The organism is Streptomyces chromofuscus, from assembly GCF_015160875.1.
Classification (GTDB): domain Bacteria; phylum Actinomycetota; class Actinomycetes; order Streptomycetales; family Streptomycetaceae; genus Streptomyces; species Streptomyces chromofuscus.
Window position 1 is genome coordinate 6,715,441 of sequence record NZ_CP063374.1, and the last position, 23,652, is coordinate 6,739,092.

The 23,652-nt window shown below is 71.7% G+C and carries 23 protein-coding genes and 4 pseudogenes; 17 read left to right on the top strand and 10 right to left on the bottom strand.

Annotated features, from left to right (window positions below):
* Positions 1 to 129 precede the first annotated feature (129 nt).
* Positions 130 to 1,674: an NCS1 family nucleobase:cation symporter-1 gene (locus IPT68_RS30150; protein ID WP_189699824.1), complete on the top strand. Its 1,545-nt coding sequence runs from the start codon at positions 130 to 132 to the stop codon at positions 1,672 to 1,674.
* Between the two features lie 27 nt (positions 1,675 to 1,701).
* On the opposite strand, the gene IPT68_RS30155 is transcribed toward IPT68_RS30150, so the two are convergent.
* Complete coding sequence (locus IPT68_RS30155; protein WP_189699823.1) at positions 1,702 to 2,364, bottom strand: hypothetical protein; 663 nt, start codon at positions 2,362 to 2,364, stop codon at positions 1,702 to 1,704.
* A 246-nt stretch (positions 2,365 to 2,610) separates the two neighbouring features.
* Here IPT68_RS30155 and IPT68_RS30160 point away from each other — a divergent pair.
* The 10 genes and pseudogenes from IPT68_RS30160 to IPT68_RS30205 all read left to right on the top strand — a co-directional run.
* A pseudogene (locus tag IPT68_RS30160) lies at positions 2,611 to 2,895 on the top strand (ATP-binding protein); the annotation flags it as partial.
* A pseudogene (locus tag IPT68_RS30165) lies at positions 2,862 to 3,521 on the top strand (response regulator transcription factor). The pseudogenes IPT68_RS30160 and IPT68_RS30165, both read left to right, overlap by 34 nt.
* Positions 3,522 to 3,725: 204 nt before the next feature.
* Positions 3,726 to 5,555 (top strand): gamma-glutamyltransferase family protein, encoded by a 1,830-nt coding sequence (locus IPT68_RS30170; RefSeq protein WP_189699822.1) that lies wholly within the window; start codon positions 3,726 to 3,728, stop codon positions 5,553 to 5,555.
* A 134-nt stretch (positions 5,556 to 5,689) separates the two neighbouring features.
* Positions 5,690 to 6,535, top strand: coding sequence for an inositol monophosphatase family protein (locus IPT68_RS30175; RefSeq protein ID WP_189699821.1), 846 nt, complete (start codon positions 5,690 to 5,692; stop codon positions 6,533 to 6,535).
* A 179-nt stretch (positions 6,536 to 6,714) separates the two neighbouring features.
* Positions 6,715 to 8,124 carry a phytoene desaturase family protein gene (locus tag IPT68_RS30180; RefSeq protein WP_189699820.1) on the top strand — a complete coding sequence of 470 codons (1,410 nt, stop codon included), beginning with the start codon at positions 6,715 to 6,717 and terminating at the stop codon, positions 8,122 to 8,124.
* A complete protein-coding gene (locus IPT68_RS30185; RefSeq protein ID WP_189699819.1) occupies positions 8,121 to 8,633 on the top strand; it encodes an O-acetyl-ADP-ribose deacetylase in 513 nt (170 codons plus the stop codon). Before IPT68_RS30180 ends, IPT68_RS30185 begins: the two co-directional genes overlap by 4 nt.
* 118 nt (positions 8,634 to 8,751) lie before the next feature.
* Positions 8,752 to 9,393, top strand: a complete 642-nt coding sequence (locus tag IPT68_RS30190; protein WP_189699818.1) for a phosphoribosyltransferase — start codon at positions 8,752 to 8,754, stop codon at positions 9,391 to 9,393.
* A 172-nt stretch (positions 9,394 to 9,565) separates the two neighbouring features.
* On the top strand, positions 9,566 to 9,886 hold the full coding sequence (locus tag IPT68_RS30195) for a DUF6343 family protein (RefSeq protein WP_189699817.1): 321 nt from the start codon (positions 9,566 to 9,568) through the stop codon (positions 9,884 to 9,886).
* A 242-nt stretch (positions 9,887 to 10,128) separates the two neighbouring features.
* The gene (lpdA, locus tag IPT68_RS30200; RefSeq protein WP_189699816.1) at positions 10,129 to 11,541 is read left to right on the top strand and encodes a dihydrolipoyl dehydrogenase; all 1,413 of its coding nucleotides are present in this window, start codon (positions 10,129 to 10,131) and stop codon (positions 11,539 to 11,541) included.
* Positions 11,542 to 11,721: 180 nt separating this feature from the next.
* Positions 11,722 to 12,156: a DUF7144 family membrane protein gene (locus IPT68_RS30205; protein WP_189699815.1), complete on the top strand. Its 435-nt coding sequence runs from the start codon at positions 11,722 to 11,724 to the stop codon at positions 12,154 to 12,156.
* Positions 12,157 to 12,163: 7 nt separating this feature from the next.
* On the opposite strand, the gene IPT68_RS30210 is transcribed toward IPT68_RS30205, so the two are convergent.
* The gene (locus IPT68_RS30210; RefSeq protein WP_228040031.1) at positions 12,164 to 12,520 is read right to left on the bottom strand and encodes an ArsR/SmtB family transcription factor; all 357 of its coding nucleotides are present in this window, start codon (positions 12,518 to 12,520) and stop codon (positions 12,164 to 12,166) included.
* 57 nt (positions 12,521 to 12,577) lie between these two features.
* On the opposite strand from IPT68_RS30210, the gene IPT68_RS30215 reads away from it, so the two are divergent.
* The 3 genes from IPT68_RS30215 to IPT68_RS30225 are packed head-to-tail and all read left to right on the top strand — an operon-like array spanning position 12,578 to position 16,547.
* A complete protein-coding gene (locus tag IPT68_RS30215) occupies positions 12,578 to 14,524 on the top strand; it encodes a heavy metal translocating P-type ATPase (protein WP_189699976.1) in 1,947 nt (648 codons plus the stop codon).
* A gap of 49 nt (positions 14,525 to 14,573) precedes the next feature.
* Entirely contained in the window at positions 14,574 to 16,055 is a 1,482-nt protein-coding gene (locus tag IPT68_RS30220) for an AlkA N-terminal domain-containing protein (protein WP_308438805.1), read from the top strand.
* Positions 16,056 to 16,064: 9 nt separating this feature from the next.
* A complete protein-coding gene (locus IPT68_RS30225) occupies positions 16,065 to 16,547 on the top strand; it encodes a methylated-DNA--[protein]-cysteine S-methyltransferase (RefSeq protein WP_189699814.1) in 483 nt (160 codons plus the stop codon).
* Positions 16,548 to 16,641: 94 nt separating this feature from the next.
* Here IPT68_RS30225 and IPT68_RS30230 read toward each other — a convergent pair whose 3' ends face one another.
* The 4 genes from IPT68_RS30230 to IPT68_RS30245 form a co-directional block, all read right to left on the bottom strand.
* The gene (locus IPT68_RS30230; protein WP_189699813.1) at positions 16,642 to 17,055 is read right to left on the bottom strand and encodes a hypothetical protein; all 414 of its coding nucleotides are present in this window, start codon (positions 17,053 to 17,055) and stop codon (positions 16,642 to 16,644) included.
* A gap of 324 nt (positions 17,056 to 17,379) precedes the next feature.
* The gene (locus tag IPT68_RS30235) at positions 17,380 to 18,162 is read right to left on the bottom strand and encodes a hypothetical protein (protein ID WP_189699812.1); all 783 of its coding nucleotides are present in this window, start codon (positions 18,160 to 18,162) and stop codon (positions 17,380 to 17,382) included.
* Between the two features lie 348 nt (positions 18,163 to 18,510).
* The gene (locus IPT68_RS30240) at positions 18,511 to 19,053 is read right to left on the bottom strand and encodes a hypothetical protein (RefSeq protein WP_189699811.1); all 543 of its coding nucleotides are present in this window, start codon (positions 19,051 to 19,053) and stop codon (positions 18,511 to 18,513) included.
* 179 nt (positions 19,054 to 19,232) lie between these two features.
* Entirely contained in the window at positions 19,233 to 19,688 is a 456-nt protein-coding gene (locus IPT68_RS30245; RefSeq protein ID WP_189699810.1) for a peptidoglycan-binding domain-containing protein, read from the bottom strand.
* Between the two features lie 313 nt (positions 19,689 to 20,001).
* Between IPT68_RS30245 and IPT68_RS30250 the strand changes: the two genes are divergently transcribed.
* Together IPT68_RS30250 and IPT68_RS30255 are read left to right on the top strand one after the other, a co-directional pair.
* Positions 20,002 to 20,799, top strand: coding sequence for a peptidoglycan-binding protein (locus tag IPT68_RS30250; RefSeq protein WP_189699809.1), 798 nt, complete (start codon positions 20,002 to 20,004; stop codon positions 20,797 to 20,799).
* A complete protein-coding gene (locus IPT68_RS30255) occupies positions 20,796 to 21,641 on the top strand; it encodes a helix-turn-helix domain-containing protein (protein ID WP_228040033.1) in 846 nt (281 codons plus the stop codon). Before IPT68_RS30250 ends, IPT68_RS30255 begins: the two co-directional genes overlap by 4 nt.
* 194 nt (positions 21,642 to 21,835) lie before the next feature.
* Here IPT68_RS30255 and IPT68_RS30260 read toward each other — a convergent pair whose 3' ends face one another.
* The 3 genes and pseudogenes from IPT68_RS30260 to IPT68_RS30270 all read right to left on the bottom strand — a co-directional run.
* Positions 21,836 to 22,042: a DUF317 domain-containing protein gene (locus tag IPT68_RS30260; RefSeq protein WP_228040036.1), complete on the bottom strand. Its 207-nt coding sequence runs from the start codon at positions 22,040 to 22,042 to the stop codon at positions 21,836 to 21,838.
* Positions 22,043 to 22,068: 26 nt separating this feature from the next.
* Positions 22,069 to 22,293: pseudogene (locus IPT68_RS30265) on the bottom strand (transposase); the annotation flags it as partial.
* A gap of 139 nt (positions 22,294 to 22,432) precedes the next feature.
* Positions 22,433 to 22,624 (bottom strand): annotated as a pseudogene (locus IPT68_RS30270) (NAD-dependent deacetylase); the annotation flags it as partial.
* A 56-nt stretch (positions 22,625 to 22,680) separates the two neighbouring features.
* Here IPT68_RS30270 and IPT68_RS30275 point away from each other — a divergent pair.
* Positions 22,681 to 22,881, top strand: coding sequence for a type II toxin-antitoxin system VapB family antitoxin (locus IPT68_RS30275; RefSeq protein ID WP_189699808.1), 201 nt, complete (start codon positions 22,681 to 22,683; stop codon positions 22,879 to 22,881).
* A gap of 11 nt (positions 22,882 to 22,892) precedes the next feature.
* Here the strand turns inward: IPT68_RS30275 and IPT68_RS30280 are convergent, their stop codons facing one another.
* The gene (locus IPT68_RS30280) at positions 22,893 to 23,384 is read right to left on the bottom strand and encodes an NUDIX domain-containing protein (protein WP_189699807.1); all 492 of its coding nucleotides are present in this window, start codon (positions 23,382 to 23,384) and stop codon (positions 22,893 to 22,895) included.
* Positions 23,385 to 23,652 lie beyond the last annotated feature (268 nt).

Genomic DNA, 23,652 nt, shown 5'->3' on the forward strand with positions numbered 1-23,652 from the left:
CCCCTCCCCGCCGTCCCGGGGAGGGGAGGCGGAGCCGGGAAGGGCGGACACGCCCCCACGCCGCCCTTTTCCCCGGCCCGGCCGGCCCCCGCACGGCCTTTCCCGTCCCCCTTGTCGATTGGCCTGCCCATGACCGAAACAGTCCCCACGGGGTCGCCCGCCGCCCGGACCGCCGACCGAGACGGCCGAATAGAGCTGGCCCCCGAGGCCTTCCCCACCGACAGCCCGTTCGCCAACGAGGACCTGCGTCCCGTCCCGGTCGCCGAGCGCACGTGGACGACGTACAACTTCGCGGCGCTGTGGATCTCCATGGCGCACTGCATCCCCAGCTGGACCCTGGCCTCCGGCCTGGTCGCGCTCGGCATGGACTGGAAGCAGGCGGTCTTCACCATCGCCCTGGCCAACGTCATCGTGCTGCTGCCGATGCTGGCCACCGGCCACGCCGGACCCAAGTACGGCATCCCGTTCCCCGTGCTCGCCCGCGCCTCCTTCGGACTGCGTGGCGCCAACGTCCCGGCGCTGATCCGGGCGGCGGTGGCGTGCGGCTGGTTCGGCATCCAGACGTGGATCGGCGGCAGCGGCATCTTCGCCCTCGGCTCCAAGCTCACCGGCGGTGAGTGGGAGAAGGCCGGGCAGATCGCCGGCAACCCGTGGCCGTTGTGGCTGTGCTTCGTCCTGTTCTGGGCCGTGCAGATCGCCATCATCCACCGCGGCATGAACTTCCTGCGGCACTTCGAGAACTGGGCCGCGCCCTTCGTGATCGTCGGGGCCTTCGTACTGCTGATCTGGATCGCGGTGGAGGCGAACGGATTCGGCGAGTTGCTGTCGCAGCCCTCGAAGCTCGGCTGGGGCGCGGACTTCTGGCCCGTGTTCTTCCCGTCCCTCATGGGCATGATCGGCTTCTGGGCGACCCTCTCGCTCAACATCCCCGACTTCACCCGCTTCGGCGCGAGCCAGCGCGCCCAGACCTGGGGCCAGTCGTTGGGCCTGCCCACCACGATGACCCTGTTCGCGATCCTGGCGGTGCTGGTCACCTCCGGCTCCGAAGTGGTCTACGGCGAGGCGATCTGGGACCCGGTCGCCCTCGCCGCCAAGACGGACAACGCCTTCGGCCTGCTCTTCGCGCTCGTCACCGTGCTGATCGCCACCGTCTCCGTGAACATCGCGGCGAACGTGGTCTCCCCGGCGTACGACCTGGCCAACCTCGCGCCGAAATTCATCAACTTCCGTACGGGAGCGCTGATCACGGGCGTCATCGGGGTCCTGATCTTCCCCTGGGAGCTGATCTCGACGCCGGAGTTCTACATCTTCACCTGGCTCGGCGTGGTCGGCGGCCTGCTCGGCACGGTCGCCGGCATCCTGATCGCCGACTACTGGATCGTCCGGCGCACGGTCCTGCACCTCGCGGACCTGTACACGCCGGGCGGGCGCTACTGGTACACCGCCGGGTGGAACTGGCGGGCCCTGGTGGCCTTCGCGGTCGGCGGCGTGCTGGCCGTCGGCGGGTCGTACTCCACCGTGAACGCGGACGGAGTGACATCGGGCCCCTTCCCGGCGGACGGGATGATCCCGTTCCTGCGACCCCTCGCGGACTACGGCTGGGCGGTGGGCCTGGCGACCTCGCTGCTGCTGTACGCGGCGCTGATGCTGCCGCGCGAGCGCACCGCCTCCTGACGCGCCGCCGGCGGAGGGCGGTTCGGACTACCGGCCGCCCTCCAGCGCCGCCACCGCCTCCTTGGCGGCCTTGATCGCGCCCTTGTTCATCTCGTCCGAGCTGGGCGCCTCCTTCGACTCGAAGTCGGAGCCGTTGTAGGTGACGACCACCAGCGCGTTGGAGGCGCGCACGACCACCACGCCCTCGCGCGTCTTCTGGTCGTCCTCGGTGGTGAGGTTCACGACCGAGTAGGCCGCGTCACCCAGGCCGGGCACCTCGCCGCCGCCGTTCTTCTCCTCGACGCGCTCCTCGTACTGCTCGCGCGCCTCGTCGTCCGAGTCGCTGATCTCGAAGGAGACGTCGAGCCAGCGGTAGTCGTAGCCCTTGAGGGCGTTCCAGGAGCAGGTGCGGCGCACCGACGAGTCCGTCGAGGCGATCTCCTTCCCGGCCGCCTTGGCGCCCGGCACCAGCGACGTGATGGTCTTCTCGGCGAGGCTGTCGCAGGGAGCCGGGGCCTCGGTGTACGTCTTCGGCACGGCCGTCGTGGACGGTGCCGAGGCGGACTGGGTCCCGGTCCTCTGCGCCGTCTTGTCCTGGGCGGCGGGGGCGGCGGACTCCGGGCCCGAGTTGAGCACCCAGCCCGCGCAGGCGAGCACGGCGACCGGAGTCAGGCGCGCGATGAGAGCGAGCGGCAGGGGAAGAGAACGCACGGCGCACACTTCTCGTGGGGGATGGTGCGGAGGGAGGTCCGCACTGCGGACGGGACGCCAGTGTCACACGACTCCCTGTGCAGCGAAAGTGCCAATTCGCTCCGTACTTGAGCGGTAACTGTCGCTTATTGTCGCCGGGTTGTGTGTCCGGTTATGTGCCCACGGGGCGTCGGGTCCACGCCGACTCGATCCGGTCCACCGCCGCGAACGCCCCGTACGCGACGAGGTGCACCGGACAGTGGTCGTGCACGGCACGCGGGGTCCGCCGAGGTGTGCGTCCGGCTGCACTACGGCAGCGAGGAGTTGACCGTCCGCGTGGACGACGACGGCACCACCGACCCCGCCCGGCCGCCGCTGCCGGGCACCGGACTCACCGGCATGCGCGAGCGGGTGACGGCCCTCGGCGGCACCCTGGACGCCGCCCCGCGCGCGGAAGGCGGGTTCTCGGTCCGGGCCCGGCTGCCGCTCACCACGGCCCTCCTCAAGGAGACGGGACGATGCGCGTCGCCCTCGTCGACGACCAGGCCCTGATGCGGGCCGGCTTCCGCGCGCTGCTCGACGCCGAGGACGGCATCGAGGTGGTCGGCGAGGCGGCGGACGGCGAGCAGGGGCTCGCACTGGTACGGGAGCGGGTCCCCGACGTGGCACTGATCGACGTGCAGATGCCCGTGATGACGGGCATCCAGGCGACCCGCCGGATCGGCCGCCGACCCCGCCCTCGACGGCGTCCGCGTGGTCATCCTCACCAACTACGGCCTCGACGAGTACGTCTTCCACGCGCTGCGCGCGAGCGCCGCGGGCTTCCTGCTGAAGGACACCGAACCGGCCGGTCTGCTCCAGGCGATCGAGGTCGTGGCGCGCGGTGAGGCCCTGCTGTCCCCGTCGGTCACCCGCACCCCCATCGGCGCGTTCGTCTCCCGGCCCCGGACCGCGCCTGCGTCCCCGGCCTGGAACACCTCACCCGCCGCGAACGCGGGGTCACGGCCCTGGCCGCGCGCGGCCCGAGCAACGAGGAGATCACCGCGCACATGGTCATCAGCCCCTTCACCGCGAAGGCCCGCATCAGCCGCGCGATGACCAAGCCCGGCGCCCGCGACCGGGCCCAACTGGTGGTCTTCGCCTGCGAGTCGGGTCTGGTGTCGGTGCGCAACGGCTGACCGCCGGACCGCTTCCGGCGGATTGCCGCGGGCCGGGCTCATTCGGCACCGGAAAGCACTGGAAGTTCAGAACCCGTCGGCGGCGAAGCCACTGTGTGTGGGCGAAGGAGGGGGGAGGCCCGCCCGCGGGGGATTCGTCTGCGGTCGTTAGCCTGCTGGGTGATCAGGTTTTCCCGACGGCGTGCGCACTCCGTGAGGTGACAGATGCGGTTCACCACCCGCCCCACCCTCCAGGGCACCTTCGGCATGGTGTCCTCCACCCACTGGCTCGCCTCGCAGTGCGCGATGGCCATGCTGGAGGACGGCGGTAACGCCTACGACGCCGCCGTGGCCGGGGCCTTCGTGCTGCATGTCGTCGAGCCGCACCTCAACGGTCCCGCCGGGGAGGTGCCGATACTGATCGCGCCCGCCGGCGGCGAGGTACGGGTGGTGTGCGGCCAGGGTGTGGCGCCCGCCGGAGCGAGCGTCGCCCACTACCGGGGGCTCGGGCTCGACCTCGTTCCCGGCACCGGTCCGCTCGCCGCCGCCGTACCGGGCGCCTTCGACGCCTGGATGCTGCTGCTGCGCGACCACGGCACGAAGCCGCTCGCCGACGTCCTGAAGTACGCCATCGGGTACGCGGAGCACGGGCACGCGCCCGTGGAGCGCGTCGGCGAGACCGTCGAGACCGTGCGTGAGCTGTTCGAGACGGAGTGGACCTCGTCGGCGGCGGTCTATCTGCCGGGGGGCAGGGCACCGCGTCCGGGCGAACTGCTGCGCAACCCCGCCCTCGCCGCCACCTGGAAGCGGCTGCTCGCCGAGGTCGCCGGCGCCGGGGACCGTCAGGCGCAGATCGAGGCGGCCCGGGAGGTGTGGCGCACCGGGTTCATCGCCGAGGCACTGGTACGGCAGGCCGCGCGGCCCACGCTGGACACCAGCGGCGAGCACCAGAGCGGCACGCTCACGGCCGCCGACCTCGCCGGCTGGTCCGCGACCTACGAGACACCGGCGACGTACGACTGGAACGGCTGGACCGTGTGCAAGGCAGGCCCCTGGAGCCAGGGCCCGGTGCTGCTCCAGCAGCTCGCCCTGCTGCCGGACGACCTGCCGGAGTACGGCTCCGCGGACTACGTCCACCTGCTGGTGGAAGGCGGCAAGCTGGCCATGGCCGACCGCGAGGCCTGGTACGGGGACGCGCGCGAGGTGCCGCTCGACGACCTGCTGTCGGCGCCCTACAACGCACGGCGGCGCAGCCTCGTCGGGGACCGGGCGTCGTACGAGCTGCGGCCGGGCAGCCCTGGCGGGCGCACCCCGCGGCTGTGCGCCCACGCGCACGTGCCGGCCCCCGAGGACGCGGGCTTCAGCCCGATGGGCGTGGGGGAGCCGACCGTCGCCAAGAGCCCGACCTCCCCGGTACCGGGCGAGCCCGACGTCGCCGGCGACGGCGGCACCCGCGGCGACACCTGTCACCTGGATGTCGTCGACCGGTGGGGCAACATGGTCGCCGCCACGCCCAGCGGGGGCTGGCTCCAGTCCAACCCCGTCGTGCCCGAGCTGGGCTTCCCGCTGGGCACGCGGTTGCAGATGACGTGGCTGGAGGAAGGGCTGCCGAATTCGCTCACGCCGGGGCGGCGGCCCAGGACCACGCTCACACCGTCGATCGCGCTGCGTGACGGGGTGCCCGTGATGGCGTTCGGCACGCCCGGCGGCGACCAGCAGGACCAGTGGCAGCTGCACTTCTTCCTGGCGGTCGCCCTGCGCTCCCCGGTCCGCGGCGGGCTCGACCTCCAGGGCGCGATCGACGCCCCGAACTGGCACAACGACAGCTTTCCCGGCTCCTTCTACCCGCGCGGGATGCGCCCCGGGAGCGTGACGGTCGAGGGACGGATCTCCCCGGGCGTGGTCGAGGAGTTGCGACGCCGCGGTCATCGCGTCACGGTGAGTGACGACTGGTCGGAGGGGCGGCTGTGCGCGGTGGCGCGGGACCCGGAGACGGGCGTGCTGTCGGCGGCGGCCAATCCGCGCGGGATGCAGGGGTACGCGGTCGGAAGGTGACGCGCGGCGACGGCGATCCGCCCCAGGGTGCGGCGGTGATCCGCCGCACCCCGGAACCGGGAGTTCATCCCGAGTCCACCCGGAGTGCACCGGGCAGGTGTGGATTGTCAGTGCCGCGTGCTCTCATGGAGGGCATGTTCGAAGAGACGGAAACCATCGACGAGTTTCTCGCCCGTCACTCGGCCGACGTCGAGGACGCCGTGCGCAAGGCGGCCGCGGCCGAGATCATGCCGCGCTTCCGGCAGCTGGCCGCACACGAGGTCGACCAGAAGAGCGGCCCGCACGACCTGGTCACGGACGCCGACCGGCTGGCCGAGCGGCACCTCACCGAGGCGCTCGGCGCCCTGCTCCCCGGCTCCGTGGTGGTCGGCGAGGAGGCGGTGCACGCCAACCCGGCGACGTACGAGGCGATACGCGGGGACGCCCCGGTCTGGATCATCGACCCCGTCGACGGGACCCGGCAGTTCGTCCACGGCGACGACGGCTTCTGCACGCTGGTCGCCCTCGCGCACCACGGTGTCGTGCTGGCCTCGTGGACCTACGCGGCCGCCCGCGACCAGCTGGCCACGGCCGTCCGCGGCCAGGGCGCCTTCCTCGACGGCGAGCGACTGTTCGCCGGCCCGCCCACCCCGGGGCGTGACCTGCGGGTCGCCACCTCCCACCCGGACTACACGACCGACGAGGAGAAGCGCGCGCTGCTCGGCCTGTGGACGGACGGCGTCGCCCCGCGCGAGTGCGGCTCGGCCGGGCTGGAGTATCTCGCCGTCGCCCGGGGCGAGTCGGACGCAACTGCTTTCTCCTGGGAAGCGGCGTGGGATCATGCGGCGGGCCTGCTGCTGGTCGAGGAGGCGGGCGGCACCCACCTGACCCGCACGGGCGAGCCGTTCCGGATCACGGGCGGCAACACCCTGCCCTTCACCGCGGCCCGCGACGCGGCCACGGCCCGACGGGTGGCGACACTGCTGGCCTCGGGGGTCTGAACCCACACGGCTGCAGGTCCCGCCCGCGGACCACCGGCCCCGCCCCACCACCAACCCCCACCCCCAGCCCCAACCCCCGCCCCCTCACGACGTGACCCGTCACCCAGGAGTGTCAGTCCCCCGGCATATCCTGATCCTGAGTGGCCATCGGCTGACGAAGGAGTCCGAAGGTGCCGTCGATGCTCGATGCGGTCGTGGTGGGTGCGGGGCCGAACGGACTGACCGCCGCAGTGGAGCTGGCCCGCCGCGGCTTCTCCGTGTCGTTGTTCGAGGCGCGGGACACGATCGGCGGCGGCGCCCGCACCGAGGAGCTCACGCTCCCCGGCTTCCGCCACGACCCGTGCTCCGCGGCCCATCCCCTCGGCATCAACTCCCCGGCGTTCCGGGCCCTGCCCCTGGACCGCTACGGCCTGGAGTGGCTGCACGCCGAGCTGCCCATGGCCCACCCCTTCCCGGACGGCACCGCCGCCGTCCTGTCCCGTTCGGTCGGTGAGACGGCCGCCTCCCTCGGACCGCGCGACGCGGGGACGTACCGCAGACTGGTCGAGCCTTTCCTGCCCCATTGGGACACGCTGGCCCGCGACTTCATGTCCCTGCCGCTCACCGCGCTGCCCCGCGACCCGGTGACCCTCGCCCGCTTCGGCCTGGTCGGCCTGCCCCCGTCCACCTGGCTGACCCGCCGCTTCCGCGACGAAGGCGCCAAGGCCCTTTTCGCCGGCCTCGTCGCCCATGTGATGGCCCCGCTGACCGGCTTCGCCACCGGCGCGATCGGCCTGGTCTTCGCCCTCGCCGCGCACGCCCGGGGCTGGCCCGTGGCCCGTGGCGGCTCCCAGTCCATCTCGGACGCGCTCGCCGCGTACCTGAAGGACCTCGGCGGCACGATCCACACCGACTACGAGGTCAAGCGCCTCGACGACCTGCCGCCCGCGCGCGCGTACGTCTTCGACACCTCGCCCACCGCCCTGGCCCGCATCGCGGGCTTCGGCCGCTACTACGAGGGGTTCCGGTACGGCCCCGGCGTCTTCAAGATCGATTACGCGCTGGACGGCCCGGTCCCGTGGACCGCCGAGGAGCCGCGCGCGGCCGGGACCGTGCAGATCGGCGGCAGCAGCGCGGAGATCGGTACCGCCCTGCGCGAGGCGTCCCGCCTGGGCCGCGCGCCCGACCGGCCGTTCCTCATCACCGTGCAGCCCAGCGTCGTCGACCCCACCCGGGCTCCCGAGGGCCGGCACGTCTTCTGGGCGTACGGCCATGTCCCGAGCGGCTGGACCGGCGACCTCACCGACGCCGTCGAGCGCCAACTGGAGCGTTTCGCCCCGGGGTTCAGGGACCGCGTCCTCGCCCGCGCCACCGCCGGACCGCCCGAACTGGCCGCCCGCAACGCCAACTACGTCGGCGGCGACATCGCCTCCGGCGCGGTCAGCGGACTGCAGATCCTGCTGCGGCCCAGGTTGTCCCTGCACCCGTACAGGACGCCGCATCCCGCCGTGTACATCTGCTCCTCCGCCACCCCGCCGGGACCGGGCGTGCACGGCATGTCGGGGCACAACGCGGCGAAGGCCGTGTGGCGGAGGCTGCGGCAGACATGACCCCCACCATCACGCTCGTCCAGGGCGACATCACCGAGCAGAGCGCCGACGCCGTCGTCAACGCGGCCAACTCCTCGCTGCTGGGCGGCGGAGGCGTGGACGGCGCCATCCACCGGCGCGGCGGCCCCGCGATCCTGGAGGACTGCCGCAGGCTGCGCGCCGCCCGGTACGGCAAGGGCCTGCCGACCGGACAGGCGGTCGCCACGACGGCGGGCGAACTGGACGCGCGCTGGGTGATCCACACCGTGGGACCGGTCCACTCCCGCGAGGAGGACCGCTCCGAGCTGCTGGCGTCCTGCTACCGGGAGTCGCTGCGCGTCGCCGACGACCTGGGCGCCCGTACCGTCGCGTTCCCCGCCGTCTCCACGGGCGTGTACGGCTGGCCGATGGACGACGCCGCGCGGATCGCGATCGAGACGGTGCGGACCACGCGGACGTCGGTCGAGGAGATCAGGTTCGTGCTCTTCGACCGACGGGCGTACGAGGCGTTCGCGCGACAGATGGGCTGACCCTCACGACGCCGACGAGGTCGGCCGGGAGCCGACCATCCGCGTGTCGGGTGCCGCATGGGGGAAACCCGTACCTCCACAGGGCGAGAAGAAGGCCCCCGTGGCGGAAGGGGAGCACATGCGTTTCCGTGACCGTGCGCACGCCGGCCGGGAACTGGCCGGGCATCTGCGCATCCTCCAGGAGAAGGGGACGCTCCCGGACCCCGTGGTCCTCGCCCTGCCCCGTGGCGGTGTCACGGTGGCCCGGGAGGTCGCGCGGGCCCTGGGCGCGCCGCTGGACGTGCTGGTCGTCCGCAAGATCGGAGCGCCGTTCCAGGAGGAGTTCGGGGTCGGCGCCATCGCGGGCGACGAACCGCCGTTCTTCGACACCCGGGCCCTGGACCAGCTGGGTCTGAACGAGGCCGAGCTGGCCCCGATCGTGGCCCGGGAGCGGACGGAGCTGCACCGTAGGGAACAGCGCTACCGCCAGAACCGGCCCCCCGCCGAACTGCGCGGACGCACTGCCATCCTCGTCGACGACGGACTGGCCACCGGATCCACCGCCCGGGCCGCCGTGCGGGCGGTGCGGCACCGGGAGCCCGAGCGGGTGGTCGTCGCCGCGCCGGTCTGCTCGCACGAGGCCGTCGAACTGCTGCGCGGCGAGGCCGACGACGTGGTGTGCCTGATGCGGCCGAGCCCGTTCCACGCGGTCGGCCTCTGGTACGAGGACTTCGAACAGCTGACGGACGAGGACGTGCTGCAAGCGCTGCACGGCGGCTGATCCGGCGGGTCCGGGAGGCGTACACGACCTGGCACGCAGGTCACGTGACGTCCCCCGGGCGCCGCGTCGATGCCCCCACCACCACGGACGACCCGGCACTCCGCCCGGCGGACCTCGGCCGGGCGGCCGCCCCCCACCCCGACGACCCGCACCACCGAAGGGACGCACCGCCATGACCCACGGACAGCCGGTGCCCCGCGATCGGTCCGGCACGACCGGTCGCCGCCGGCCCCGTACCGGCACCGAACCCCGCACCGCCCGGAGCGCGCTTCGGCTGCGCCTGCTGCTGACCGCCGTCTTCCTGCCGGTCTTCGCCGCGGCGACCGTGCTGTTCGCCGTCTGGGCCGCGAACTCCTCGCCCGCCGACTCACCCGGTCCCGAGGCACTGACCGGCCTCGCCGTCGCCTGCGGCGCGCCGGCCCTGGTCCCCGCCCTGGACCGGGTGGTCGTACGGCGCCGGATGCGGCAGGAGCGCGCCGGGCGGCGGGTCTGAGACCGGAGTCATGTCCGATCGGTGTGGCGACGAGCGGGGCAGGGCGGAAAAATCCCTCGCGCACGCCGGAGAACGCGAGCATTCCTTGCGCACCGGACGAGACCGGGCCGGCCGCTCCTCACGCACCGGACGAGACCGGGCCGGCCGCTCCTCACGCACCGGACGAGACCGGGCCGGCCGCTCCTCACGCACCGGACGAGACCGGGCCGGCCGCTCCTCACGCACCGAAAGGGACCTGACGCATGGACGAGCAGGACGAGCGCTTCGACGTCGTCGTTCTCGGAGCCGGCCCCGGCGGTTACGTCGCGGCCGTCCGGGCCGCCCAGCTGGGCAAGCGCGTCGCCGTCGTGGAGGAGAAGTACTGGGGCGGCGTCTGCCTGAACGTCGGCTGCATTCCCACCAAGGCCCTGCTGCGCAACGCCGAGCTCGCGCACATCGTCACCCGCGAGGCCAGGACCTTCGGCATCAAGGTGGACGGCGAGGTCTCCTTCGACTACGGCGAGGCGTTCCGGCGCAGCCGCCGGGTCGCGGACGGCCGGGTCAAGGGCGTGCACTACCTGATGAAGAAGAACAAGATCACGGAGTTCGACGGCCGCGGCACGTTCCTCGACCCGCACACGCTCCGGGTCGCCGACCACGAGGGCAACACCCGCACCATCGGCTTCGAGCACTGCATCATCGCCACCGGCGCCACGCCCAAGCTGCTGCCCGGCACGCGGCGCACCTCGCGCGTGGTGACGTACGAGGAGCAGATCCTGGCCGAGGACCTGCCGCGGTCGGTCGTCATCGCGGGCGCGGGGGCGATCGGCGTCGAGTTCGCTTACGTGATGCACAACTACGGCGTGAAGGTCACCGTCGTCGAGTTCCTGGACCGCGTCGCGCCGACCGAGGACGCCGACGTCTCGGCCGAGCTGGCCCGGCAGTACCGCAGGCTGGGCATCGACGTGATGACCTCGACCCGCGTCGACGCCGTCGACGAGTCGGGCCCGCAGGTCCGCGTCACGGTCACCGCCAAGGACGGCTCGCAGCAGGTCCTGGAGGCCGACAAGGTGCTCCAGGCGATCGGTTTCGCGCCGAACGTCACGGGCTACGGCCTGGAGAACACCGGCGTCCGCGTCACCGAGCGCGGCGCGATCGACGTCGACGGCCGCTGCCGCACGTCCGTGCCGCACATCTACGCCATCGGCGACGTCACCGCGAAGCTGATGCTCGCGCACGCGGCCGAGGCGATGGGCGTGGTCGCCGCGGAAACCCTCGCGGACGCCGAGACGATGGAGCTGGACTACACGATGATCCCGCGCGCCACCTACTGCCGGCCGCAGATCGCGAGCTTCGGCCACACCGAGGCGCAGGCGCGCGAGCTGGGCCACGACGTGAAGGTCGCGAAGTTCCCGTTCACCGCGAACGGCAAGGCGCACGGTCTCGGCGACACCACCGGCTTCGTGAAGCTGATCAGCGACGCCCGGTACGGGGAGCTGCTCGGCGGCCATCTGATCGGCCCGGACGTGACCGAACTGCTGCCCGAGCTGACCCTGGCCCAGCAGTGGGACCTGACCGTCCACGAGGTCGCGCGCAACGTGCACGCCCACCCGACGCTGGGCGAGGCCGTGAAGGAGGCGGTGCACGGCCTGGCCGGTCACATGATCAACCTGTGAGCGCCGTCCGGGGGGTTCACGTGCGCTTTCGTGCGGCTGCGGGCTCCGCGGACGTCACCCGGCCGGCGTAACCGGGATGGCGGCACCCGCGACGCACCCGGACGCTGGTAGTCACCCACATGGGGAGATCCCCACGGGGACACCGCACCGTGACACCTCGGGGACGGAAGGACGGCCGCCATGGCTCAGCACGCTGCACATCAGACGGGAACCCCGCAGACCGGTCCGACGGGCCGCCGCGCGGGATGGGTGACCGGCGGCGTCATGTTCGCCGGAGTGCTGATGCTGGTCGGCGGTGTGCTGTCGGTGCTGCAGGGCATCGCGGCGATCGCCGAGGACGACGTCTACGCCCGCGTCGGCACGTACGTCTACGAGCTGGACCTCACCGGATGGGGCTGGATCCACCTGGTCGTCGGCGTCCTGGTGGCCGTCACCGGCTGGGGCCTGCTGATGGGGGCCGGCTGGGCGCGCATCGCCGGTATCACCCTGGCCGCGATCAGCCTGATCCTGCAGTTTCTCTTCCTGCCGTACCAGCCCGTCTGGTCGGTCGTGATGATGGCGATCGACGTCTTCGTGATCTGGGCCCTGGCCTCCTGGCGGGAGCCCGTGCGCTGAAACGGCCCTACTCGGTCGCGTCGCTGATGCCCAGCCGCAGATGCTCCACGTGATAGACGGCCTGGTCGAGGAGTTCGGCGACATGGTGGTCGTGCAGCGCGTAGACGATCGACCGGCCATGGCGCTCGCCGACCACCAGACCGAGGTTGCGCAGCAGTCTCAGCTGGTGCGAGCAGGCCGACTGCTCCATGCCCACCTCGGCGGCCAACTCCGTGGCGGGCAGCGGCCCTTCGCGCAGCCGCGCCAGGATCAGCAGACGGGAGGGGGTGGACAGCGCCTGGAGGGTGGTGGCCACCTTCGCCACGTTGCCCTCGTCCAGGCGTACGCGCTCGGCGGCTGAGGTGGCGGCGGCTCCATGACCCATGACCGGTATCGTACCCGTCTTATATGAACGCATGAACGAGTCTTCATGTGTTCCGGTATGGTGGCCCGCGTGTCAGCGACTCTCACGCCGCGAACGGCGCCCCCGTCCCGCACCCTGCCGGCTCCCCGCCGCCGCACCCGCGTCCTGGCCCTGCCCGAGGCCCGCTGGGCGCTGGCCGCGCTGGTGGCCTTCCTGCTCGGCCTCGCCCTGGACCTCGGCGGCGCCCCCGCCTGGGCGTTCGGCCCGCTGTACGCCGTCGCGTACGTCACGGGCGGCTGGGAACCGGCGCTGGAAGGGCTGCGCGCCCTGCGCGGGAAGACCCTCGACGTGGACCTGCTGATGATCGTCGCGGCGCTGGGCGCGGCGGCGATCGGCCAGGTCCTCGACGGAGCCCTGCTGATCGTCATCTTCGCCACGTCCGGCGCGCTGGAGGCGCTCGCCACCGCCCGCACCGCCGACTCCGTGCGCGGCCTGCTCGACCTCGCCCCCGCGGTCGCGACCCGGATCACGGCGGACGGGCACGAGGAGACCGTGCCGACGTCCGCGCTGGCCGTCGGTGACGTGCTGCTGGTGCGGCCGGGGGAGCGGATCGGCGCCGACGGCCAGGTGCTGGACGGCACCGGCGAGGCCGACGAGGCCACCATCACCGGCGAGCCCCTGCCGGTGCTCAAGCGCCCCGGCGACGAGGTCTTCGCGGGCACCCTCAACGGCACCGGCGCGTTGCGCGTCCGCGTGGAACGCGACCCCGCCGACTCGGTGATCGCCCGGATCGTGACGCTGGTCGAGGAGGCGTCCCGGACCAAGGCGCCGACACAGCTGTTCATCGAGAAGGTCGAACAGCGTTACGCGGTGGGCGTGGTGGCCGCGACGCTCGCCGTCTTCGCCGTGCCGCTCGCCTTCGGCGCCGACCTCACGGACGCGCTGCTGCGGGCGATGACTTTCATGATCGTCGCCTCGCCGTGCGCGGTGGTGCTGGCCACCATGCCGCCGCTGCTGTCGGCGATCGCCAACGCCGGGCGGCACGGCGTGCTGGTGAAGTCGGCGGTGGCGATGGAGCGGCTCGGGGAGATCGACACCGCCGCTCTGGACAAGACCGGCACCCTGACCGAGGGCGCGCCCGAGGTGACGGACGTGTCGCCGCTGCCGGGATCCGGGCTCGACGAGGACGGGCTGCTCGCGCTCGCCGCGGCGGCCGAGCACCCCAGCGAGCACCCCCTGGCGCGCGCGATCGTGGGCGCGGCCCGGGCCAAGGGGCTGCCGATCGCCGCCGCCGCGGGCTTCACCGCCCTGCCGGGGCGGGGGGTCACGGCCGTGGTGGACGGGCGCGAGGTGCGCGTCGGCCGGGCGGAGGCCGGCGCGGGCCGCGACGACGGCGCCACCGTCGTGCGGGTGCTGCGCGACGGCACCGAGGTCGGCACCCTCGCCCTCACCGACCGCCTCCGCCCCGACGCCCCCGCGACCGCCGCCGCGCTCACCGCCCTGACCGGCACCGCGCCCGTCCTGCTCACCGGCGACAACGCCCGCACCGCCGCCCGCGTCGCCGAGGCCACCGGCCTCACCGACGTCCGCGCGGGCCTGCTGCCCGAGGACAAGGTGAAGGCCCTGCGGGAACTGCAGGACAGTGGCCGCACGGTGCTCTTCGTCGGCGACGGCGTCAACGACGCGCCCGCCCTCGCCGCCGCCCACTCCGGCGTGGCGATGGGGCGCGCGGGCTCCGACCTCGCGCTGGAGACCGCGGACGCCGTCGTGGTACGCGACGAACTCATCACCGTCCCGGCCGTCGTACGGCTGTCCCGGGCCGCCCGCCGCCTCGTCGTCCAGAACCTGGTCATCGCCGGTACGTTCATCTCCGTGCTGGTCGTCTGGGACCTGGCCGGCCATCTGCCGCTGCCGCTCGGCGTCGCCGGGCACGAGGGCTCGACCGTGCTGGTCGGCCTGAACGGGCTGCGGCTGCTGCGCGAGTCGGCGTGGCGATCCGGGCCGGGCCTGGACAGGAAAGGTTGATGTCGGATTCTCGCCAGCCTTCGTGCGCGCGGTGGCGGAAGCTGGACGCATGCACCAGGGGATGCACACCGACACCGATCGCTGTCTGCGCGCCGTCCAGGCCAAGGACGCGCGCTTCGACGGCTGGTTCTTCACCGCCGTCCTGACCACCGGGATCTACTGCCGGCCCAGCTGCCCGGTGGTCCCGCCCAAGCCGCGGAACATGGTGTTCCACCCGAGCGCGGCGGCCTGTCAGCAGGCCGGCTTCCGGGCGTGCAAGCGCTGCCGCCCGGACACCAGCCCCGGCTCCCCGGAGTGGAACCAGCGCGCCGACCTGGTGGCCCGCGCCATGCGGCTGATCGCCGACGGCGTCGTGGACCGCGAGGGCGTCCCCGGCCTCGCCGCCCGGCTGGGCTACAGCTCCCGGCAGATCGAACGCCAGCTGCTCGCCGAACTCGGCGCGGGCCCGCTCGCCCTGGCCCGCGCCCAGCGCGCCCAGACGGCCCGGCTGCTGATCGAGACGACCGCCCTGCCCATGGCGCAGATCGCCTTCGCCGCCGGCTTCTCCTCCATCCGCACCTTCAACGACACCGTCCGCGAGGTCTACGCCCTCACCCCCAGCGACCTGCGCGCACGCAGCCCACGAGGGCTCGCGGCGGGCACCCCGGGGGCGTTGTCCCTGCGCCTGCCGTTCCGCGCCCCGCTCAACCCCGACAACCTCTTCGGCCACCTCGCCGCGACCGCCGTGCCCGGCGTCGAGGAATGGCGCGACGGCGCCTACCGCCGCACGCTCCGCCTGCCCTACGGCCACGGCATCGTGGCGCTCACCCCGCGGCCCGACCACATCGCCTGCCGCCTGACCCTCGCCGACCTGCGCGATCTGCCCGTCGCGATCAGCCGCTGCCGCCGGATGCTCGACCTGGACGCCGACCCGGCCGCCGTCGACGACCAGTTGCGGGCCGATCCGGTGCTGGCGCCGCTGGTGGACAAGGCGCCGGGACGGCGGGTGCCGCGCACGGTCGACGAGGCCGAGTTCGCCGTGCGGGCGGTGCTGGGCCAGCAGGTCTCCACCGCCGCCGCCCGCACCCACGCCGCCCGGCTGGTCACCGCGCACGGCGAGGCGGTCGACGACCCCGAGGGCGGCCTCACCCACCTGTTCCCGTCACCGCGGGCGCTGGCCGCCGTCGACCCCGCCTCGCTCGCCATGCCCCGCACCCGGCGGACGACCTTCACCACCCTTGTCGGCCGGCTCGCCGACGGATCGCTCCACCTCGGCGTGGCGAGCGACTGGCCCAGGACCCGCGCCCAGCTGCTGGCCCTGCCCGGCTTCGGCCCCTGGACGGCCGACGTCATCGCGATGCGCGCGCTCGGCGACCCGGACGCCTTCCTCCCCACCGACCTCGGCATCCGCCGCGCGGCGGGGCAGCTGGGCCTGCCGTCCACGCCGGCCGCGCTCACCGCGCGCGCGGCGGCGTGGCGCCCCTGGCGGGCGTACGCCGTGCAGTACCTGTGGGCGACCGACAGCCACCCGATCAACTTCCTTCCCGTGTAAGGACCCACGATGCGACAGCACACCGTCGTCGACAGCCCGTACGGCCCCCTCACCCTCGTCGCCGAGGACGGCGTCCTGTGCGGCCTCTACATGAGCGACCAGCGCCACCGCCCCGCGGAGGAGACCTTCGGCGAGCCGGACGACACGCCCTTCGGTGAGGCCGCCGACCAGCTGATGGCCTACTTCGGCGGTGCGTTGAAGGAGTTCACCGTCGACCTGCGCCTCAACGGCACGCCGTTCCAGCGCTCCGTGTGGGACCAGCTGCGCCGCATCCCGTACGGCGAGACCCGCACGTACGGCGAACTGGCCGAGGCCCTGGGCAACCCCCACGCCTCCCGAGCGGTCGGCCTCGCCAACGGCAAGAACCCCATCGGCATCATCGTCCCCTGCCACCGGGTGATCGGCGCGAGCGGCGGCCTCACCGGCTACGGCGGCGGCCTGGAGCGCAAGCAGCGCCTGCTGGACTTCGAGCGCGGCGAGGCCCTCTTCTAGAAGCAATACCGGTAACTTACGTGCAATCCGGTCGTTGTTGCCGCTTGTGCCCCCAGACCGGACACAAGCGGCAAACACGCCTAACGGAGTCCTACTAGGCGGTTTTGCAGAAGTCCGTGAGCGCGATGTTGATCTGCTTGGCTTCGGCCGCGGTCACCGCGTGCTTGCCGCTGCTGAACCGCTGTTGCGCGGTCCGGTCGAGATTCTGTGCTGCGCCGTTGATGGCCATGCACTGGTTGCGGGCGTTGTCGATGGCGTCGTTCTCGTCGGTGGTGAGTGCGGGGTTGATGTCGAAGAGTGCGGCAAGCAGGCCGTCGCGTACCTTCCCGGTCGGTTCAGGGGGGAGTCCGACGGACGGGGCGGCCTCCTCGGTGGCCTCCTTCGTCGGGGTGCTGCCGGCGGGCGGCCGGGCGTTGGTCTGGCTGTCACTGCTGTCGTCGCTGCTGGTGCACGCGGTGAGCGTGGCCAGGGCGGCGAGCAGGACGGCGACGGTGATGGTGCGTTTCAAGGTGTGGTCCCCCAGGGTGGGTATGGGTTCGTCCGTGTGAGACACGCGACGGCGCTGGGCGGTTGCTCGGCGCATGGGAGTGCCCCGCCGGGTGGCGGGGAATTCGTGTCCGGGCATGCCGGAGACAGACAGAGGCCAACATGGGGTCCTACTGCATCAGCGAGTTCAGCAGGTTCGGGCGGCCCTTCTCGTCATGGCGCCGCACCGTCTCGCGCCCATCCTCATCGGCAATCCAACCGTTGATGAGTCGCAACTGTTGGACGGCCTGCCATCCGCCCGTCAAGACCACGCCGGTTCGTAGCGCTGGTTGGTGCAGGCCAAAGATCAGTCGCTGTTGTCGCTGGTGACCTTGATGGCGGAACCGAGGTTCGGTGCCGCCCCTCTGGCGAGTTCGCCGGCATGGTCTCGGTCCGCGCTGTCCGCCACGACGATGGTTACCGCCGATCCAGATACCGGATCGCGTCGCACAGTCGCGCGGACGACCGCGTACTGGGCGAGCACCGCCTCGTATGCGTCGATCGCCGCGGTGGGATAGGAATCGTGGAAGTCGGTCTCGACCAGGAGCCCCGGGCTTTTGATCTTCAGGACCGTCACGCCGGCGAGCGGCCGGTACCGGTCTCCCTCGGCGAGCATGTCCTTGAATACCGTCAATGCGCTGGTGGCATCGACGGCGGCGACCTCGATCCGCCAGCGGTCGGTTGCCTCTTTCCGGGGGGCGTCATGGATGTCGGCCGCCGTCATCTGGCTGTCGGTCGTCATCGCCCGCCACAGTGCCAGGACCTGGCCGGTGCGCTCCTCATCCGCGACAACGGTGAAGGTGACGCCGTCCGCCGTGATCCGACCGGTGATCTTGTTGTGACGGGCGACGTAGTCCCTCATCTCGCCCGCCAGCTGGGTTACTCGGTCGGTCGAGGTGCCGTCCTTGAGGGTCAGTGTGCCAGTGGAAGCTCCCCGGAAGGGCAGCGTGTTGTTCTTCGTGGTGCCGATGTTTGCCACGTCCGGCGTACCGGTCCAGTCTCTTTCGAAATCCTCGGCGAGTGCTGTGCCCTTGTCGATGGCGCAGCCAGTCAACAAGGTCAGACCCAGCACAAGCACGGTGATGGGCATCAGCGACCTCAGGGCGCTTGTTCTCAGGGCCGTCTCCTTGAAAGCGGTTGAGCCTGCCAGGGCCGGTCAGTCCCAGACTCGGACTACGGGTGTTACGACCAGCTCCAGCCCATGGGTTCTGCCGTGGACGGGGAGCAGTTCTGCCTCGTTGGTGGCGAACTGCACATGCAGATCGGCGGGTTCCCGAGAAATACGTTCTGCCGCCTCGTCAGTTCGGCGCTGTCGGCGGTCAGGTGACCGCATCCATTGGTGCGGCAGACGGCACCCGCTCCGGACGGAGAGGGCCGACTGGTTCACCGGTGGTTGACGGGTCCTGAGGGCCACCTTGAACAGCACAGTCCGGGGCCGTCAATTCCCGAAGTTCGATCGTGGCCGACCGTTGTGGCGCAGGCGGAGCCGACGACGTGGATGCGAGCGCAGCAGCGGATGGAGGTTCCACCCATGCTGCGAGGCGACGCGCAGAACGTAGCCGGCACCAGAGCCCCGGAAGAAGTGTGCTCCGAGGTCCAGGTCCCGGTGGTGCTCGTGACTGTGCTGTGATGTCTCAACCCGGCGGGTCTGCTTCTCGACGCGCCGGTCCACGCGCGCCTGGTAGTACGCCGTGTTGCCCTCGCGTATCAGTGCCACCGGAGTCACGCACCAGAGCGGGACAAATGGCATCCGGCTCAGAGTGGCGTCCAGAACCCGTACCGCGCCGTTCTCGGCACCAGGCACCATGTAGACAATCAGCTGTGCCACCGACGCCACGCCGTAGAAACAGACGGCGAAGAAGACCCACACGACCCACCACAACGGCAGAAAGAGCAATGTCAGGGGGAGAAGCAGCAGCCAGCGCAGTACGGCCGGGCGGACAGGGAGCGGCCCCCAAGCCGGGTCGTTGTAGTCATGCACGGACGGTGTCTTCTCCTCGGTTTCGCCATCGCTGGGCGGTGCGGTCGTGAGTGTATGTCGGGCCGAACCTCATGGAGCGGGGTGGTGAATGACGTTCCTTGGGGAGGGTGCTGTCGGACCCGGTTGGCGGGGTCGGTGCCGCTCGGCCGGCCCGGGAGAAGCGGGGGCCGGACGGTCACTCAGGCGCAGAAGTTGACACCGTTGAAGTCCCAGAACGCGTCCTGGGTCCTGGGTCCGGCGATCCCGTCGACCTCTAGGCCGGCTTTGGCGTACCGGTTCAGGAACTTCTGCAACGCAGTGATCGTCTTGGGTCCGACGAATCCGTCCTCTGCACCGGCGCCGAGGCCCAGGTCGTTGAACCATTCCTGCGCCGCCTGCCAGCTCTTGGTGCCCAGCTGCCCGTCGATCGTGCCTGGGTTGTAACCGATTTCCTGCAGCAAGCACTGCCAGCGCTGCGCCCGGGTGGTGCTCAGTCCCAGGTTGACCACCGCGAGCGGTGCGACGGCCTCGGTACTGATCACTTGTTGCTGGGCCGGTGCGGGAGCCGCCATGGCCGTGCCTGCGGCGGTCAGACCACCGGCGGTGACCCCGACCGCGGCGGTGACACTGACGAAGGCCTTCGTGAGAGCTCGCATGCGTGTCGTTCGCCTCCGTTGACGTTCGATGAACGGAACCGCCCCCATCGGCCAGCTCCGCAACGAGAATGAGGGTTCAGCGCGATGTTCGGCCACGTTTGACACAGAGGTGGCGTCGTCCCGGGACGTCCAACTCGCTGACCTGCTGGGACGTTGCCTGCCGAGTCGGTAGTGCGGGACGACGACGAGCGGGTGGTGGCTGATTCTGTAGGAGGGCGGGACCCCGTTCCGTGAACGCCGTGACTGCTGATGCAGAATGAGGCCGGGACACCGGGGGGCCGGACCAACGGTCCTGAACGCGAAGGGGGGTGACATGTCGCGTTGGAAAGAGTTGCCTGCTGAACTGCCGGCAGAGGTTCATCAGTTGATCGTGCGTCTCCGCAGGCTGAAGGACCGCAGTGAACTGAGCACGCGTCAACTGGCCGCGAGGACCGGGTACAGCGCGAGGTCATGGCAGCGGTATCTGAATGGCCGATCGCTGCCGCCCCGGGAGGCCGTCGAGACGACGGCCCGCGTCGGCGGTGACGATCCGACCCGGCTGCTGGTGCTGCACGAGATCGCCGCCGAACGCTGGGCGCAAGGACGCGTACTTTCCTCCGAAACTCCGGAAGACGCCCCGGCGATGCGGGCACACACGCCCACGGGCCAGCAGCCGTACGGGCGTTACCTACGCGCCGTGATAACGGCGGGTGCGGTGACCCTGGTGCTGTCCGTTTCCGCGGCGCTCCTGCTGGCTGTGCGACTCGCCGACGCCCGCGCCGAGCTCGCGGACGCCCGCGCCGCTACGAGCGCGGGGGACCCGGCCACCGTGTCGGGGGAACTGGTGCCGGTCACCTACACCTGCCGGCTGGAGCAGCGTGACGGCCGCTGGTACGCGGGCTTGAGCCGCACGACGGACGCCATCCTGGCGTACACCTACGTGGGGCCCGAAGTGGCCGAGGCGCAGTGCCTGCTACGCCGGACCGGCATTCCGCCAGGTGACATTGACGGCATCTTCGGCCCGAAGACGCAACGCGCGGTTGAGCGCATTCAGAAACGGGACGGGTTGGTCGTGGACGGTGTCATTGGACCGCATACCTGGAAGTCCCTACGGGAGGCGGCACCCAAGTGACTGCGGAACATGCCCGGCTGGTTGCGATGTTGCGGGAGTTGAGGGCCCGTACGGGGCTGAGCCTGGCGGCGCTGGCGGAGCGAACGACGTACAGCAAGTCCTCTTGGGAGCGCTATCTCAACGGCAAGAGCCTGCCCCCTCGTCAGGCCGTACAGGACCTGTGCCGAGTCGCGAACGAACCGAACGGGCGGCTGCTGGCCCTGTGGGAGATCGCGGAGTCGGACGCGAGCGGACGCGCGGCGGTCGTCGCCCCTGCCGCCGAGGTGCCGCGGCAACAGTTACAGGAAGCGCCGCAGCCACCGGAGGCTTGGGGGCCACGCGATCGCAGGCGCGGGCTCATGGTCGTGCTGGCGTCGGTGTACATCCTGCTCGTCGGGGGCGTGGCACTGGTGCTCTTCCTGTTGCCGGCTCGGGACACGGCGGAGGACGAACCGCGGTCGGCCTCCGTCCCGTACTCGCTCGCTCCCCAATGCAATGGAGCCGCCTGCGAGGGCCGAGACCCGATGCGCTTGATGTGCGGCATCGGCCCCGAGACCCTCACCACGTACCGCACTGCCACCGGTGCCCATGTGGAGCTGCGCTACAGCGAGAAGTGCGGCGCAAGCTGGGCCCGGGCCTGGGGGACCCGGATCGGCGACCGGGTGGAGGTCACCGCGGGCGGTCCGACCCACGACGTGCACATCAGGGACAAGGACAACACGGAGACCTACGCCTACACCGAGATGGCCGAAGCCCGCCCCGGCAGCACTGTCCGGACCTGCTTTCGACCTGCCGCGGGCGACGGTGAAAAGGAGTGCTTCGAGGCCCGCGTAGGCGAGGCCGCAACCACAACGCGGCCGTAGCCTCAGAGTCGTTCCCTCCCACTGCTAGGGCGTTTCCTTCGGATCATCTGACCGTTGGTTGATGTGTGTCGTTGATTGTGCCCAGTGGGCGAGGATCGAGCCGTTACTGCCGGACCGGACTATGAAGCGGGGCGGACGGTGGTATCGCGGGGGGTCGAACGGTTGAGTGCCTGCGGGGTCCCAGCGGGTGCGACCTAGAGGTGACGACGGGTGTGGAAGGGGATGTGTTTCACGTCCCGGTGCAGCGGTTCGGTGGAGATCAGCGAGGCGGTGAAAGCCGCGGCGAGGGCGGTGGGCGCGCCGACAGAGAACCGGGCCTGCCAGTGCGGCTCGCTCGGGTATCCGCCCCAGGCCCGCCAGATAGGGCCTTCGGAACCGGTGGTGGCGTACCGGTGGCTCACGCCGCCGAGGCCGTCCGGTGGGAGGAAGGTCTGTGTGCCGTCCGTTTCACGAACTGTTGCAGGGCCTGCATGTTGCCGTCAGGCAGCCGCTCGGCCATCGGCTGGGTCGACTTACGGCGGCCATCCAGCATCAGACCCCGTAGATAACACGCGCCCCACCGCCGTTGATCCCGCCGCGGCAACGACCCGAACACATGGGCAACGAACTCCGACAACTCACCCCGGAGTCGTTCCACCTCCCCCAGCCTCATCTGAGGAAGATGCCCATCACCAGGCGAGATCACCCGACGTCATGAAGCACTACTAGGGCCCGTCGTTCGGATCACGCCACCGATCAGCACCGTCGGCGCCCTGCGACCTGATCCGAACGACAGGCCCAAGCGGCCCGCGCTAGCCGGCGAGGGTGCGCAGCAGCTTCGGCAGCGCGGCGCCGATGGGTTCGCGCACGACCTCGTCGGCCCGGTCGTCGTACGGCGTCGGCTCGGCGTTGACGATGATCAGACGGGCGCCGTGGTCGGCGGCGACTCCCGCGAGGCCGGCGGCGGGCTGGACCTGGAGGCTGGTGCCGACGGCGACGAAGACCCCAACTCCACCAACCAGAACGACACTTAGCCGCGACAGTCTACTAGGGTCCGCGCATGCCAAGGATCAGCGTCTCGCTCGACTCCGAACTCGTCGTCGAGGCCATGGTGCTCGCGGGTGTCGGCACCCCGCAGGACGCGGTGGAACTCGTCCTGCGCGACTACGTCGAGCGCGGCCACCGCACGGAGGCCAGGACCGCCCGGCGGGACGAGGCGCTGCGCGAGGTCGACGCCAAGCCACGGGACGTGGAGGGCTGACGCCGGCCGGGTCAGGCGACCCGGTGCCCGTTCTCCAGCTCCACCGTCTCCGAGCCGTTCACCAGGGCGTCGAGGGCGGCGACCACACGGCGGCCCGTGGCACCGGGCAGGTGGGTCGGCAGCTCGGCGGGCGGGACGAACCGCCACGACAGCAGCTCCTCCTCCTGGAGCCGGATCGCCTTGATGTCCTCCTCGGTCAGCACGCCGCCGTCGTACAGGTACGCCACTAGCGGCGGCCGGGCCGTCCCGTGCACCCAGTCGACGGCGAGCAGCCGCCCGAGTTCCCGGTTTAGGCCGATCTCCTCGGCGGTCTCGCGGCGCGCGCCCTGCCGGGGGGTCTCGCCGTCGTCCGACTCGATCGTGCCGCCCGGCAGCGCCCAGCCTTCGCGATAGTTGGGCTCGACGAGCAGCACACGGCCCTCGGCGTCACGGAAGAGTGCGGCGGCACCGGCGAGGACGCGGGGCAGGCTCGCGATGTACGCGGCGAAGTCAGGAGTGGTCACCCTGGACAGGGTAACCAGCGCACGGTGCCGCCTTCTCCGGCGCACACCACCCCGAAGGCGCCGCGCCACGCCACACCCGCCCGAAAACGCGCCGCCCGCCCGCCGGCTGCGCCGCTCCGGCCGCTGGACACCGCCGCCCGGGCCGCTGGACGACCCACTCCGGCCGCCTGCCGTGCCTGCCCGGTTCGCCCGCCGCGCTTGCCCGGGTCCGCTTGCCGCGCCTGCCCGGGTTCGCCCGCCGCGCTGCCCTGGCCGTCGAACGCGCTGC

Coding starts and splice junctions, on each gene's coding strand:
- IPT68_RS30220 (WP_308438805.1), top strand. CDS start 14,574: ATGCACCAGGGGATGCACACCGACACCGATCGCTGTCTGCGCGCCGTC.
- IPT68_RS30185 (WP_189699819.1), top strand. CDS start 8,121: ATGACCCCCACCATCACGCTCGTCCAGGGCGACATCACCGAGCAGAGC.
- IPT68_RS30190 (WP_189699818.1), top strand. CDS start 8,752: ATGCGTTTCCGTGACCGTGCGCACGCCGGCCGGGAACTGGCCGGGCAT.
- lpdA (WP_189699816.1), top strand. CDS start 10,129: ATGGACGAGCAGGACGAGCGCTTCGACGTCGTCGTTCTCGGAGCCGGC.
- IPT68_RS30235 (WP_189699812.1), bottom strand. CDS start 18,162: ATGCCCATCACCGTGCTTGTGCTGGGTCTGACCTTGTTGACTGGCTGC.
- IPT68_RS30250 (WP_189699809.1), top strand. CDS start 20,002: ATGTCGCGTTGGAAAGAGTTGCCTGCTGAACTGCCGGCAGAGGTTCAT.
- IPT68_RS30275 (WP_189699808.1), top strand. CDS start 22,681: ATGCCAAGGATCAGCGTCTCGCTCGACTCCGAACTCGTCGTCGAGGCC.
- IPT68_RS30245 (WP_189699810.1), bottom strand. CDS start 19,688: ATGCGAGCTCTCACGAAGGCCTTCGTCAGTGTCACCGCCGCGGTCGGG.
- IPT68_RS30210 (WP_228040031.1), bottom strand. CDS start 12,520: ATGGGTCATGGAGCCGCCGCCACCTCAGCCGCCGAGCGCGTACGCCTG.
- IPT68_RS30225 (WP_189699814.1), top strand. CDS start 16,065: ATGCGACAGCACACCGTCGTCGACAGCCCGTACGGCCCCCTCACCCTC.
- IPT68_RS30205 (WP_189699815.1), top strand. CDS start 11,722: ATGGCTCAGCACGCTGCACATCAGACGGGAACCCCGCAGACCGGTCCG.
- IPT68_RS30170 (WP_189699822.1), top strand. CDS start 3,726: ATGCGGTTCACCACCCGCCCCACCCTCCAGGGCACCTTCGGCATGGTG.
- IPT68_RS30180 (WP_189699820.1), top strand. CDS start 6,715: ATGCTCGATGCGGTCGTGGTGGGTGCGGGGCCGAACGGACTGACCGCC.
- IPT68_RS30215 (WP_189699976.1), top strand. CDS start 12,578: ATGGTGGCCCGCGTGTCAGCGACTCTCACGCCGCGAACGGCGCCCCCG.
- IPT68_RS30195 (WP_189699817.1), top strand. CDS start 9,566: ATGACCCACGGACAGCCGGTGCCCCGCGATCGGTCCGGCACGACCGGT.
- IPT68_RS30175 (WP_189699821.1), top strand. CDS start 5,690: ATGTTCGAAGAGACGGAAACCATCGACGAGTTTCTCGCCCGTCACTCG.
- IPT68_RS30150 (WP_189699824.1), top strand. CDS start 130: ATGACCGAAACAGTCCCCACGGGGTCGCCCGCCGCCCGGACCGCCGAC.